The sequence below is a fragment of the Devosia soli genome (genome assembly GCF_000970455.1).
Classification (GTDB): domain Bacteria; phylum Pseudomonadota; class Alphaproteobacteria; order Rhizobiales; family Devosiaceae; genus Devosia; species Devosia soli.
In genome coordinates, this window is sequence record NZ_LAJG01000022.1 from 154,573 (window position 1) to 167,849 (window position 13,277).

Annotated in this window: 13 protein-coding genes; 11 read left to right on the forward strand and 2 right to left on the reverse strand. The window is 61.6% G+C overall.

What is annotated here, in order from left to right; genetic code table 11:
* Positions 1 to 58: 58 nt before the first annotated feature.
* Positions 59 to 1,030, forward strand: a complete 972-nt coding sequence (locus tag VW35_RS11605) for a zinc-binding dehydrogenase (protein WP_046143212.1) — start codon at positions 59 to 61, stop codon at positions 1,028 to 1,030.
* A 6-nt stretch (positions 1,031 to 1,036) separates the two neighbouring features.
* Here the strand turns inward: VW35_RS11605 and VW35_RS11610 are convergent, their stop codons facing one another.
* Complete coding sequence (locus VW35_RS11610; protein ID WP_046143213.1) at positions 1,037 to 2,356, reverse strand: NAD(P)H-dependent oxidoreductase; 1,320 nt, start codon at positions 2,354 to 2,356, stop codon at positions 1,037 to 1,039.
* 144 nt (positions 2,357 to 2,500) lie between these two features.
* On the opposite strand from VW35_RS11610, the gene VW35_RS11615 reads away from it, so the two are divergent.
* The 5 genes from VW35_RS11615 (at position 2,501) to VW35_RS11635 (ending at position 6,700) form a co-directional block, all read left to right on the forward strand.
* Positions 2,501 to 2,791: an STAS domain-containing protein gene (locus VW35_RS11615; protein ID WP_210165911.1), complete on the forward strand. Its 291-nt coding sequence runs from the start codon at positions 2,501 to 2,503 to the stop codon at positions 2,789 to 2,791.
* Positions 2,788 to 3,153 carry a response regulator gene (locus VW35_RS11620; protein WP_046143215.1) on the forward strand — a complete coding sequence of 122 codons (366 nt, stop codon included), beginning with the start codon at positions 2,788 to 2,790 and terminating at the stop codon, positions 3,151 to 3,153. The genes VW35_RS11615 and VW35_RS11620 overlap by 4 nt, the downstream gene beginning before the upstream one ends.
* Positions 3,154 to 3,179: 26 nt before the next feature.
* Positions 3,180 to 5,504: a chemotaxis protein CheA gene (locus tag VW35_RS22160; RefSeq protein WP_046143216.1), complete on the forward strand. Its 2,325-nt coding sequence runs from the start codon at positions 3,180 to 3,182 to the stop codon at positions 5,502 to 5,504.
* Positions 5,505 to 5,580: 76 nt separating this feature from the next.
* Positions 5,581 to 6,069, forward strand: a complete 489-nt coding sequence (locus VW35_RS11630) for a chemotaxis protein CheW (protein ID WP_046143217.1) — start codon at positions 5,581 to 5,583, stop codon at positions 6,067 to 6,069.
* Positions 6,070 to 6,142: 73 nt separating this feature from the next.
* Positions 6,143 to 6,700, forward strand: coding sequence for an HXXEE domain-containing protein (locus VW35_RS11635; protein ID WP_152662570.1), 558 nt, complete (start codon positions 6,143 to 6,145; stop codon positions 6,698 to 6,700).
* A 28-nt stretch (positions 6,701 to 6,728) separates the two neighbouring features.
* Here the strand turns inward: VW35_RS11635 and VW35_RS11640 are convergent, their stop codons facing one another.
* The gene (locus VW35_RS11640) at positions 6,729 to 7,082 is read right to left on the reverse strand and encodes a hypothetical protein (protein ID WP_046143219.1); all 354 of its coding nucleotides are present in this window, start codon (positions 7,080 to 7,082) and stop codon (positions 6,729 to 6,731) included.
* A 238-nt stretch (positions 7,083 to 7,320) separates the two neighbouring features.
* Between VW35_RS11640 and VW35_RS11645 the strand changes: the two genes are divergently transcribed.
* The 5 genes from VW35_RS11645 (at position 7,321) to VW35_RS20645 (ending at position 13,128) form a co-directional block, all read left to right on the forward strand.
* A complete protein-coding gene (locus tag VW35_RS11645; protein ID WP_052951679.1) occupies positions 7,321 to 7,836 on the forward strand; it encodes a hypothetical protein in 516 nt (171 codons plus the stop codon).
* 177 nt (positions 7,837 to 8,013) lie between these two features.
* Complete coding sequence (locus VW35_RS11650) at positions 8,014 to 8,859, forward strand: CheR family methyltransferase (RefSeq protein ID WP_046143221.1); 846 nt, start codon at positions 8,014 to 8,016, stop codon at positions 8,857 to 8,859.
* A complete protein-coding gene (locus tag VW35_RS11655; protein WP_046143222.1) occupies positions 8,856 to 9,902 on the forward strand; it encodes a protein-glutamate methylesterase/protein-glutamine glutaminase in 1,047 nt (348 codons plus the stop codon). Before VW35_RS11650 ends, VW35_RS11655 begins: the two co-directional genes overlap by 4 nt.
* A 114-nt stretch (positions 9,903 to 10,016) precedes the next feature.
* Positions 10,017 to 10,406 carry a response regulator gene (locus VW35_RS11660; protein WP_046143223.1) on the forward strand — a complete coding sequence of 130 codons (390 nt, stop codon included), beginning with the start codon at positions 10,017 to 10,019 and terminating at the stop codon, positions 10,404 to 10,406.
* Positions 10,407 to 10,620: 214 nt separating this feature from the next.
* On the forward strand, positions 10,621 to 13,128 hold the full coding sequence (locus tag VW35_RS20645; RefSeq protein WP_052951680.1) for a methyl-accepting chemotaxis protein: 2,508 nt from the start codon (positions 10,621 to 10,623) through the stop codon (positions 13,126 to 13,128).
* Positions 13,129 to 13,277: the final 149 nt, after the last annotated feature.

A 13,277-nucleotide genomic window follows, 5' to 3' on the forward strand; every position in this document is an offset into this window, starting at 1 on the left:
GAACGCCGGTGAGAGAGGCCTATGTCAGCCTCAGATGATTTCAGGAGTTTCTCGAGCCATGTTGAGCGCCACCTATTCCGAGTTCGGCTCGCCAGAAAAAGTGCTTTCTGCCGGCGAGACCGAAAAGCCCCAACCCGGCCCGGGGCAGGTGCTGATCCGCATGGTGCTGTCGCCCGTGCACAATCATGACCTGATGACCATTTCGGGCCAATATGGCTTCAAGCCCCAGCTTCCTGCCGTGCCTGGCACCGAGGCCGTGGGTGTTGTCGAAGCCTTGGGTGAGGGTGTCACCAATCTCAAGGTCGGCCAGCGCGTCGCCGGGGGCGGGGAGAAGACCTGGGCGGAATATTACCTCGGTCAGGCCGCGCGTCTCGTCCCGGTGCCGGACGGGGTCAGCGACGAAACCGCCTGCCAGCTCGTCTCGATGCCGCTCAGTGCCAAGATGCTGATCGAGAGTCTTGATCTCAAGGCCGGCGATTGGATCGTGCAGAACGCAGCCAATGGTGCGGTCGGCAAGCTCGTCGCGCAATATGGCAAGCAGAAGGGGATTAATGTTCTGGGGCTCGTCCGCCGTGCAGAAGCGGTTGAAGAACTTGGGGCCCTCGGCATCGACAATGTCGTCGCTACGGATACCGATGGCTGGCAGGATGAGGCTCGCAAGATCACGGGTGGTGCCCCGGTGGTCCGCGCCATCGAGTCGCTCGGTGGCGATGGCGCCATGCAGGTGCTCAGCGTTGCCAGCGATGGCGCCCAGCTCGTCAGTTTCGGCGCCATGACCGGCCGCCCGCTCAAGATTTCCCCTTCGGACCTTCTCTTCCGCGGCATTACCGTCAAAGGTTTCTGGGGCGCCAAGCCGCCGGTGGCGCCGGAGCGGATCGGTGTATTGCTTGGGGAGCTCGTTGCCGATGCCGCCTCGGGCGCGCTCGATCTGCCGATCGAAAAAGCCTATCCGATCAGCGAAGTCGCCGAAGCCGCCCGCGCCAGTGGCGAGCCCGGCCGCAAGGGCAAGATCGCCATTCGCGGTCGCTGAGCACCCCTAGGCGATATAGCCCAGCATCCGGTCCTGCGCCTGACGCAGCGCGAATAGGCGCGTTGAGGTGTCAGGCTGGCTGTTGGCGGTCGTCAAAAGCTCGCCCTTTTTGACCGCAGCGGTGACCTTGCCGCCTTCGAGGAGGCCGACAGGGAGGGCGCCCTTGGCCCGGGCGTCGGTCGCCGTCATCGCATAGGAGCGGTAGCAGGTCTCCCCGATGGCATCGAGCGGCTCACCGGGAAGAAGATCGCGCTTGGCGACGGCGCAGACTTCGGCGACGGGGCGCGGCAAGGGGACCATGTCTGGCTTGCCGGTGAGCATGATGCGCGCGCAGGTCAGCGGCACTTCAAGGCTCGTCAGGTGATAGGGCCGGAAGAAGGCGTAGTAGGGCCCGTGGCCGATATGAAGATCGTCCATGCGCTCGATGATGCGCGGATGCTCAGCCTTGACGATGACGAAGACACCGGGGGCAACGCCCTTGCCGATAGTGAAATCGACGACGCCCGAGGAATTCAAAATCCCGCCATCGGCCTTGGGAATCAGTACCTTGGCCATGTCGTCGCGGTCGGCCTTGGGGCCGTGCATGCCCGGAATGTCGGGCATCAGGCCCGTGGCGTTAGCGATGGCTGTCATTTCAACGGCAGTCTTGGAGCCATCGACGAACTCGACCAGCATGCGCGGGTTCATGTTCCGGCGGGTCGCTTCCTCGCGATAATCATCGGGGACGGCATCGTGCTTCAAGGGATTGTTCTTGCCCTTGCCGGCTGCGACGATGTCGAGCCCGAGCGCCGACACGAATTCGATCAGCTCCATGCAGGATGATGGCTCGTCCCCGGCACCTACCGAATAGACGACACCCAAGCGATCCGCTTGCGCCTTGAGGTAGGGCCCGATGGTGACGTCGGCTTCGACATTCATCATCACCAGATGCTTGCCGTGCTCCATGGCGGTGAGATCGAAATCGGCGGCGACGCCGGGCTTGCCGGTGGCGTCGATAACGACGTCGATATTGGGCGTCGTGACCAGGGTTTCGGCCGAGGTGATGGCGATCTTGCCCTGTTCGATCGCGGCTGTTGCGGCGCTCGGCGTATCGACGACCTTGCCGTGGCTGTCGTCGCCATAAGCGATGGTCATGGCCTCGAGCGCAGTGTGCGGACGGCGGGTGGCGATCGCAGCCATCTCGACGCCCCGCATCAGGCTCATCTGGGTGACGAGGTCGGTACCCATTTCGCCAGAGCCGATGACGCCGACCCTGACGGGCTTGCCGGCTTCGGCACGGGCGGCGAGGTCGCGGGCAAGCCCGGTCAAGGCAATTTTGGGCGTCATGGCATAATCCGGTTGTCGAGCCGACTGGTACTAGCACTCGCCATCATCGGCAAGCACCTGATTTCCGGGCGCTTTAGGTTAGCACTTCTTAAACCGTTCCATTCGATTATGGGCAAGGAGAGAACTCCGGGGGCAGGCCACACGATGGCACAACAGGAAGCAATGGCGGTCGCCTTGCCAGAGGTCATCGACCTCGACGCATTGGACGCAATTCGCGACAAGCTGATCGACGCGATCGAAGACGGTCCGGTGACCGTGGTGGCGAGCGCTGTGCAGCGCGTGTCGACCAATGGCTTGCTGATGCTGATCAGCGCCGCGGAAACTGCTCGCCGAAACCACAATGAATTTGCTGTCGACGCGCCGAGCGCCGCCATGTTGGCCGCGATCGATCGGCTTGGCCTCGGCGACCAGTTTTCCGGGATGATGAAACAATGACCTTGCGCGTTTTGACCGTGGACGACTCTCGAACCATCCTGGCGATGCTGCATCATACGCTGAGCAATGCCGGTTTCGAAGTGTTGCAGGCCGAAGACGGCAAGCAGGGGCTCGACGTGCTGCTCAGCCATGACGTCGATGTCGTCATCACCGATATCAACATGCCGGTCATGGATGGCATCGAGTTCATCAAGAACGTCCGGGCCTCGGGGCAATATCAAAGCCTGCCCATCCTGATCCTCACCACCGAGACCAGCCAGGACAAGCGCGACCAGGGCAAGGCCGCTGGCGGCACCGGCTGGATCGTCAAGCCCTTCGACCCCGACAAGCTGATCAGCGTCATCCATCGCGTGGTCCACTAACTACCCTATAAGGCTGGTACGGCGCCATGAGCGACCTAGATGACTTCAAGGCCACTTATTTCGACGAATGCTCGGAGCTGATGAATGAGCTCGAAGAGCAGTTCGCCGCGATCGAGGCGGGCGAACGCGACGCCGACCGGCTGAATGCGGTCTTCCGCGCCATTCATTCGATCAAGGGCGGCGCCGGTGCCTTCGGCTTTTCCGGCCTCGTGGGCTTTGCCCATGCCTATGAAACACTCCTCGACTATGTGCGCGATGGCCGGGTCGAGATGACGGACGATGTCGTCAGCCTCTGCATTCGCGCCAACGATATCGTTGCCGACCACATCAATGCCGCCCAGACCGGGGAACAACTCGATGCCGATTACGGCATGGAGGAAAAGCAGCGCTTCGACGCCATCGCGCGTGGCCAGAGCGGGCAGAGCGACGATGAATGGAGCGGCGAGATCATCGAGGAATTCGATATTGAATTCACCCCCGTGCGCGTCGAGCTCGCTGTCGACAAGCACGAGCCCGAGGCCGCCCCGGCCCGCGCTGCAGAGCCCGATACGTTCGACGCCCCGCCTATGCCGATCGAGCCGGGGCACTGGGAAGTGCGCTTCACGCCCTACCGCCAGCTTTATGCGCGCGCCAATGATCCGCTCCTGCTGTTCCGCGAATTGGCAGCCCTGGGCGAATTCAACGTTCGCGCGCTTCTGACCGATATTCCCGCGCTCAGCGATTTCGAGCCTTTTGGCGTCTATTGCTCCTGGGAAATCACGCTCTTTGCGCCGGACCTGACCGAAGCCGCCATTCGGGAAGTCTTTGAATTCGTCGATGGCGATTGCTCCATCGAAATCGTGTCGCTCGGCCACGCCGTGCCGCCGCCGGCCATTGCCGCGCCCGATACGCCTGCCGCCGCAGCGCCCAAGGCGCCGCAGCACGAGCTGATGGCCCTGACCGAGGACGAAGTTGCGCCGACGCCCACTGTTGCGCCGGCCGCCCCGTCGCCCGCTCCGGTTGCCGAGGTTCCCAAGGCCGATGAGCCTGGTCTCAGCTTTGCCGACTTGGCGAGCGAGATCGTCGCCACCGCGCCGCCGCGTCCGGTTCCGGTCAGTGCACCCAAGCCGCCTGCAGCGCCCAAGCCTGCGGCCCAGGCCGAAGGCGGCGAAGACGGCGGCAATCGCAGTGTCGGCGTACAGTCGATCCGCGTCGATCTCGACAAGGTCGACCGCGTCGTCAACATGGTCTCCGAGCTCGTCATCACTCAATCCATGCTGACCCAGCAGATGGATGAAAATCTTCGCGCCCGTTACACCGAACTGGTTCGTGGTCTCGAGGTTCTCGCCCAGACGACGCGCGGCCTCCAGGATTCGGTCATGGCCATCCGTGCCCAGCCGGTCAAATCCGTGTTCTCGCGCATGCCGCGCCTTGTGCGTGAACTCGCGACCAAGACCGGCAAGAAGATCAAGCTGGAAACGATCGGTGAAAACACCGAAATCGACAAGACTGTGATCGAGCAGTTGTCCGATCCGCTGACGCACATGATCCGCAACTCTGCCGACCACGGCATCGAGAGTCCGGAAAAGCGCAAGGCGATGGGCAAGTCGGAAATCGGTACCATCCGGCTTTCCGCCGAACAGGCCGGCGGCAATATCCTCATCATCGTCGAGGACGATGGCGCCGGCATCAACCGCGAAAAGGTGCTGCAGCTTGCCCGCGACAAGGGACTCGTTGCAGCCGACATGACCCCGACCGACGAGCAGATCGACCAGCTTATTTTTGCGCCGGGCTTCTCCACCGCCGATGCGGTTAGCGATATTTCCGGCCGCGGCGTCGGCATGGACGTCGTCTTGTCCAACATCAAGAAGATCGGCGGCTCCGTCCATGTCCGCTCCTGGACCGGCAAGGGATCGCGCATGACGCTGCGGCTGCCGCTGACGCTGGCGGTGCTCGATGTCATGCTCGTCAAGGTCGGCGAAAGTCCCTATGTGCTGCCGCTCTCCTCGATCGTTGAGACCATGCAGTGCTCCGGCGCCAATTTCGAGCGCGTTCCGTCCGGCGGCCAGGTGCTGCAGGTGCGCGGGGAATATGTGCAGGTCATCGATGTGGCCCAGCGCTTCTCCATGCATTCGACCAAGCAGCTCGACGATCGCTTCGTCGTGCTGTGCGAAAGCGAAGGCAGTCAGAAGGTGGCGCTGGTGGTGGACGATATCATCGGCCAGCAGCAGGTCGTCATCAAGTCGCTCGAAGAGAACTTCGAGCAGGTCGATGGCATTGCCGGCGGCACGATCCTTGGCGATGGCAATGTAGCGCTGATCGTCGACGTACAGGGCCTGCGCGCAACCCATATTCATCAGAAGGCGGCCTAGGGCCGATGCGAGTAACGGCGGCCGCTGGCCGCCGCAGTGAGTAACCGGCCCAAAGGGCGGCAGAAAGGCCAGACAAATGGAAGCGCTCAGCCTCCGCGAAGACAATGGTGACAAGACGGCTCTTGCGGGCCAGAACACCCTGCAATTGATCGCCTTTTCCATCGGCGAACAGACCTATGGCGTCGAGATCACCACCGTGCGCGAAATCCGCGCCTGGAACGGCGCGACGCCCTTGCCCAATACGCGTGAATTCGTGCGCGGCGTCATCAACCTGCGCGGCACCATCGTGCCGATCTTTGATCTGCGTGCCCGCTTCGGCGATGGCCAGACCTCCCCGACCAAGAACCATGTGGTTGTGGTCATGAGCGTCGGCGACAAGTGGGTGGGCATCCTGGTTGACGCTGTCAGCGACATTCTCACCGTCAGCCGCGACGACATCCACAATGTGCCCGAAGGCAATGCCATCGACACCGAACTCCTCAACGGCATCGTCACCCATGACAGCCGCATGGTTGGCCTGATCGACCTTCACTCAGTCGTCAGTGGCGCCAAGCTCGACGCATAAGCAGAGCGCAAGTCAGTCGAAGATAAAGGCGCCGCAAGGCGCCTTTTGTTTGGCGTGGAGGCAAGGACCGGTGGTGAGCAAGCTCGTTGATGATTGGGTTTATGGCGGATTTCTTGCCGCGCTCATGCTCGCAATCAGCTCAATCGGTCTTGCTCGATATCTGCCGTTGCCGCTCCTCTTGGTCTTTCTCATGATGCCGGCCTACATGCTCCATCAGGCAGAGGAGCATTTCGGCAACCGGCTTCGCGATTTCCTCGATCGCGAGATCGGCGGTGGACGGTCCGTACTGACCAATTTTGACATCTTCGTCGTCAATGTGCCCGGTGTGTGGGCCCTTTTCGCCTTCTCCATGGCCCTCGCGGCTGCGGTCGATATCGGGTTTGGGCTTGTTCCAGCCTATGCCGCACTTCTCAATGTTCCGGCCCATGTGGCACCGGCAATAAAGATGAGGCGGTCCAATCCCGGTCTTGTCACTGCTGTCCTCCTGTTATTGCCGCTCTCGGTCTGGCTGATCGCCGCCGTGAGCCTTAAGGGCGTCGCGTGGTATTGGCACGTTCTGGCGCTCGCCGTCGCGATCGGTGCTCATGGGCTTATTCTGTGGCATGCGGCGAGACGCTTGAGCCCGGGATAGAAAAGGGCGTAGGAGCGGATTCGAGGCGTCAGAACAGCTCGATTTCGCCGCTTGCGGCATTGGCGGCAACGCCTGAAAGCGCCGGCACACGAAGTTCATCGAGCGTCAGTCCCTGCCAGATCTCATCATAGACGCTTTCCGGCGCGGTCGGGGGGAGCAGAGAAAACTGGCGGGCGGCAAGGGCCATGTTGCGGCAGCGCTGCTCGATGCGGTCCTGACCCTGAAGGGCGGTGACGATCATGTTCATCGCTTCGCGCACGGAGGCAGATTTGCTGGCATTGGCTTCGGTCAGAAGGTCGAGGGCTTCGGTAATGCCTTGGATCATGGCGGCGGACTGACGGGCAGTCTCGTCCAGCTCTCGTGCCAGTTTCTGCAGTGACATACCGTCTATCCTTGAACCTACCGGATGACCCTAGCCCACTATTCCTAAACCGCTTCTTGCCAGTCGGGCAGCACAGCGGTTCTGCGCGGGTCGTGGTTAGCGTTTGGCTAACGAGTTAAAGCTAAGCTCGGAACGAATAGACCAGACGGATACTCATAGACAAATGGGTCAGAACAGCTCCCTGCCTCCCGAATTCGACAGAGGCGTTGTGACCACGGTCCACCAGGGAGATTGTCACGTGTCGGCAGCGCCTGACGTGACGTTTTCGACGGTCCTGGGGTCGTGCATTTCTGCCTGCGTCCGGGATCGCGTCGCCAATGTCGGGGGCATGAACCATTTTCTCCTCGCCGAACAATCCGGTTCAGCCAAGGACCGGTATGGGGCTTCGGCGCGCTACGGCGCCTTTGCGATGGAACAGCTCATCAACAAGGTGCTGTCGCAGGGCACCGGCAAGAAATCCAACCTCGAGATCAAGGTTTTCGGCGGCGGCAAGATCAATTCTGCACTCGACGATGTCGGCGCCAAGAACATCGAGTTCGTCCGCCAGTTTCTAGCCGACGAAGGCTATGTCGCGGTGGGGACGGATCTCGGTGGCACCTATGCGCGGCGTGTGCTCTTCAAGCCCCATTCGGGCCGGGCTTTCATCAAGCGTCTCGATAGCGATGTGGGTGCAACGGTGGCGCGCGAGGAAATGGCGCTCGCCAGTCGCCGCGTCGTCGTGCCGGCGCCGGTCGACGATATCGAATTGTTCTGAGTGTTCGTTTGCTCGCCACCAAATATTGGTGTGCGCCAGAGCCGCGAATTTACTCAATCTAAGGAATGATCCAGCCACTATCGTCTTCGCTCGACAGCCTGGCGCTCAAAGCGAAACAGACTTGCGTAGCGGCAACTTCGCCGCGGCGCCACGAGCGGAACGGTCGGGGAAGATTGCATGGATCAGGGAGAGATTTCCCTCAGCGAGCGCGAGTTTTCGCGCATCAAGAGTCGTGTCTATAAGGTCGCCGGCATTTCCCTCAGCGACGCCAAGCGCACTCTGGTGGTCTCGCGCCTTTCCAAGATCGTGCGGGCGCTCGGGCTCGGCAGTTTCGATGCCTATGTCGATTATCTCGAAAAAGGCGCATCGGCAGCGGACAGCCAGGAATTCGTAAACGCGCTGACGACCAATCTGACGCGGTTCTACCGCGAGGATCACCATTTCGATCATCTGCGCACTTATGTCGCCTCGCTGATAAGCGAGCGGCCACGCGGCTCCCGCCTTCGCATCTGGTCGGCCGGCTGCTCGACCGGGCAGGAGCCCTATACGATCGCGATGGACCTTCTCGGTGCGTTGCCCGAACTCAAGCGCTGGGATTTCAAAATCCTGGCAACCGACATCGATACCGCCGTGATCGCCAAGGCCGCACGCGGCATCTATCCTGAAAACGAACTTTCAGGGCTCAGTGCCGAGCGCGCGCGCCCCTTCCACAAGCTCAATGACGGCACGATCCAGGTGCCAGAGGCCGTGCGCGAACTGATTTCGTTCAAGCCTCTCAATCTGATCGCCGAATGGCCGATGAAAGGGCCGTTCGACGCCATCTTCTGCCGCAACGTGGCGATCTATTTCGACAAGCCGACGCAGGGCATGGTGTTCGGCCGCTTCGGCAAACTCCTTGCGCCCGAGGGCTTCCTCTATATCGGGCATTCGGAAAACCTTGGTTCGGGCGGCGAGGGTTTCCGCCTCGTCGGCAAGACCATTTATCAGTCCCGCACGGGCATGAAAAAACGAGAAGCAGCATGACCATCAAGGTTCTGGTCGTCGACGATTCGGCGCTTATCCGCGAGGTGCTCGCGCGCATGCTGACCCGGGACGGCGACATCACCGTCGTCGGCACCGCGACCGATCCGATCGAGGCGCGCGAAAAGATCAAGCAGCTCAATCCCGATGTGGTGACGCTCGACATCGAAATGCCCAACATGAACGGGCTCGATTTCCTTGAAAAATTGATGCGCCTGAGGCCGATGCCGGTCGTGATGGTGTCGACGCTGACCAAGAAAGGCGCGAGTGAAACATTGCTCGCTCTCGAACTTGGCGCGGTCGACTTCGTCGCCAAGCCAAGTGCCGAATTTGCCGGTGGGCTAGACGCCTTCGGCGCGGGTCTTCGCGACAAGATCCGCGATGCCGCCCGCACCGACGTGCGGGGCGCCGCCGTCCGTATCGAAGCGCCCAAGGTTGCGGTCAAGACTGCCGCCGCGCCCGAAGGCGCCTTGATCGCCATCGGCGCCTCGACCGGTGGCGTGGAAGCCATCCGCACCGTTCTGACCAATATGCCTGCCGATTGCCCGCCCATCGTTATTGCCCAGCACATGCCGGCCGGCTTTACCGGCCGCTTTGCTGCGCGGCTCGACGAGCTCTGCGCCCTGAAGGTGACGGAAGCGGAAGATCGCCAGCCGCTCGAACGCGGTCACGCCTATGTCGCGCGGGGCGACTATCACCTCCGCGTCGAGCGCTCCTCGGGGCAACTCAAGGCTCGCCTCAGCCAGGATGAACTCGCAAGCGGCCATCGTCCAAGCGTCGATGTGCTCTTTGAATCGGTCGCCAAGGCTGTCGGCTCCATGGCTGTCGGCGCGATCCTGACCGGCATGGGCCGGGATGGGGCGCGAGGTCTCAAGCTGATGCGCGATGCCGGCGCCTATACGGTGGGACAAAGCCAGGCCTCGGCACTGGTCTATGGCATGCCGCGCGTCGCTTTCGAAGAGGGCGCGGTGGTCGAGCAGGCGCCGGTCGAACTCATCGCCGGAAAGCTCGCCAATGCGCTTGTCCGCCTGCGGTCGGCAGCGTGATCGAAACCCAGACTATCTGCGGGTTTGGATTGAGAGAATTGTAACCCTTGTTGCCTAGGATGGCTTGAAATACCGGGTCCCCCAGCCCCGGCGCTTAAGAGGTTTAAGAGATCCATGCCCAAAGCCAGTGCTGTCAGCGTTCTGATCGTTGATGACCAGCAGTCCATGCGTGGCATCTGTAAGTACATTCTCAATCAGCTCGGCTTCAAGGAAATCACCGAAGCCAAGTCGGGCCGCGATGCCCTCGGCAAGCTTGAATCCACCAATATCGACCTGATCATTTCCGACTGGAACATGGACGATATCGATGGTCTGACGCTGCTCAAGGTTATCCGCAAGCACCCGAAAACCCAGGCAATGCCGTTTATCATGGCAACCGGCCGGTCTGACGCAGAGCAGGTGAAGGAAGCGATCTCGGCTGGTGTGAACAATTACATCATCAAGCCGTTCGACGTCTCGACAATGAAGAAGCGTATCGAAGCCGTCATCGGCGCGCTGACCTAAGTTCATCGCTCAGCCAGTTCTTGAACGCCCGCAGCAAGGTCTGCGGGCGTTTTGCTTTTTGGCTTCGGAAGATACGGCCGTAATAAGTAGTTAAACCTAAATATGTAACGATTGCAGAAAGGATTTGTCCGACCTGGTGGCGGTGCAACCGATGCTGGGGACGCAGCCGGGCACAACGCAAACAAGGCGGACCGGCTCTCGGGGGGAAGCAAGAGTGAAATTTTTTCCGCAACTCAAAATTGCGCAGAAGCTGCCGTTGGCGTTGGTTGGTTCGGCGCTGGTTGTCAGTGCAGGCGTGGGCATTGCGAGTTACCTGATCGGTCTTGGCACCGTGCAGGAACAGCGCGACCAGTCCATGCAGGCATCCCTCACCACCGCGTCGACGCTCGTCACCGAATACTTCGACAGCGCCGAGGTTGATCTTCGCCTCTTCGTGCAGCGTTCGGACACGGTCACCGCTATCAAGAACCTGACGCGTGCCGTCGAAGAGCTGCGCATGGGCCTTAAGGAACGCGCTGCGCAGCAGCTGCAGGCGGCCTATGTCACAGAGAACCCCAATCCTTCCGATCGTGCCGCAGTCGACAGCGTCGGCGCCAAGGGCGCGACCTATGATGCGCCACACAAGCGTTTCCACCCCGGTTTCCGCACTCTCCAGCAAGAGCGGGGTTATTCTGACGTGCTGCTTATCAGCGCGGCTGGCGATGTGGTCTATTCGGTCGCCAAGAACATGGACTTTGCCGGCAATGTCGTGACCGATCCGGCGCTTGCCGCCTCGGGCCTCGGCCAGGTCTTTGCCGCCGCCAAGGATTTGCCGGACGGCGCCGCCGCTTTCATCGATTTCTCCGTTTATGGTCCGGCCGGCATCGCCGAAAGCTTCATGGCCATGCCGGTCTTCGACAAGGACGAGAACATGGGCGTCATGGTGCTGGCGATTTCGCCCGCCGCCTTGAGTACCCGTATCGCGAGCCTTTCGGGCATGGGCACGACCGGCGAGGTGGTTCTCGTCGGACAGGACGGGCTCCTGCGCAGTGAGTCGCCGCGGACGGAAGGGACGGACGTTCTGACGACAACGCTGACATCCGATGTCGTCGCCGGTGCTTTTTCAGGGCAAACCGGCGAGGGCATCAGCACCGACTACCGTGGCGCACCCATGGTGGTGCGCGCTGCACCCGTTAGCGTCGCCAACGTTAACTGGGTGGTAACGGCAGTACAACCGGTAGAGGAAGCTTACGCCCCCGTCGTTAGCATGCGGAACATGACTTTCCTTGTCGGAGGCGTGCTCCTTGCCATCGCAGCGATCGTCGGATTCTTCTTTGCCCGCTCGATCAGCCGTCCCATTTCGCGCTTGACCCACACCATGGAAACCATCGCGGAAGGCGACCTGTCGCTCGACGTTTCCGGCGGCCAGCGCGGCGACGAAATCGGCGCAATGGCCCGGGCCGTCGAGGTTTTCCGCCAGAACGGACTGCGTATCGCGCAGATGACCGAGGCCGAAGCGGCCGCCATCGTGCGTGGCCAGGCAGAGCGCGCCGCGATGATGCAGCAGCTCCAGCGTGCCTTCGGCGCCGTGGTGGATGCAGCGATCGCCGGCGATTTCTCCCGCCGCGTCGATACCGAATTTCCCGACGACGAACTCAATGCGCTGGCGCGCTCGGTCAACGGCCTCGTCGAGACGGTCGATCGCGGCGTCGGGGAGACGGGTATCGTGCTTTCCGCGCTTGCCAATACCGACCTCACCCATCGCATGGAAGGCGACTTCAAGGGCGCCTTTGCCCAGCTCAAGGCCGACGTCAATGCGGTGGCCGATCGCCTCGGCGATGTGGTGGGTGAACTGCGCGCCACATCGGGAACGCTCAAGACGGCAACTGGGGAAATCCTTTCCGGCGCCAACGATCTTTCGGAACGCACCACCAAGCAGGCCGCGACGATCGAAGAAACGTCAGCCACGATGGAGCAACTTGCCGCGACCGTCATGCAGAATGCAGCACGCGCGCAGGAAGCCAGCGCCGCAGCGAGCGAAGTCACTCGCTCGGCGGAAGTGGGCGGCCAGGTTATGGCGCAGGCGACTGAGGCAATGGAAAAAATTACCAGCTCCTCGTCGAAAATCTCCAATATCATCGGCATGATCGATGATATCGCCTTTCAGACCAATCTCCTGGCGCTCAACGCCTCGGTCGAGGCGGCGCGGGCAGGGGAAGCGGGCAAGGGCTTTGCGGTCGTTGCCGTCGAAGTGCGGCGCCTCGCCCAGTCGGCAGCCAGCGCCTCGTCCGACGTCAAGGCTTTGATCGAGCAGAGCGCACGTGAGGTGCAGATCGGCACGCGCCTCGTCGGCGATGCCGCCGGCAAGCTCGGGGCCATGCTCGAAACGGCGCGGTCCTCGAACGCGCTGATGACCGGCATCGCCAAGGAGAGCCGCGAGCAAGCCTCCTCGATCGAGGAGGTCAATGCAGCCGTCCGGCAGATGGACGAAATGACCCAGCACAACGCGGCGCTTGTCGAAGAGATGAATGCAGCTATCGAGCAGACCGAGGCCCAAGCGACCAAGCTCGACAGCATCGTCGATATTTTCACGACAACCGAGCAGAGCTCGTCGCGCATAAACTTGGCGGAACCGCCGGCCAGCGGCGCCCGTGGTCTGCAAGACAAACTCAAGTCGGTGACAAGATCCTATCTGACGAACGGCAATGCCGCTGTCAAAGCCGACGACTGGAGCGAATTCTAAAAGCTTCGGAACTGCAATCGTAAAGGGCGCTCCGGCGCCCTTTTTGTTGGGTAAACCTTTGCTACCATACTAGAAACGCTCTTTTAACCTCAAACTCACTACAGTGTTGCCTACGCGTTGCGGAGGAAAGTCGGGCAAGGCGTTCGGGG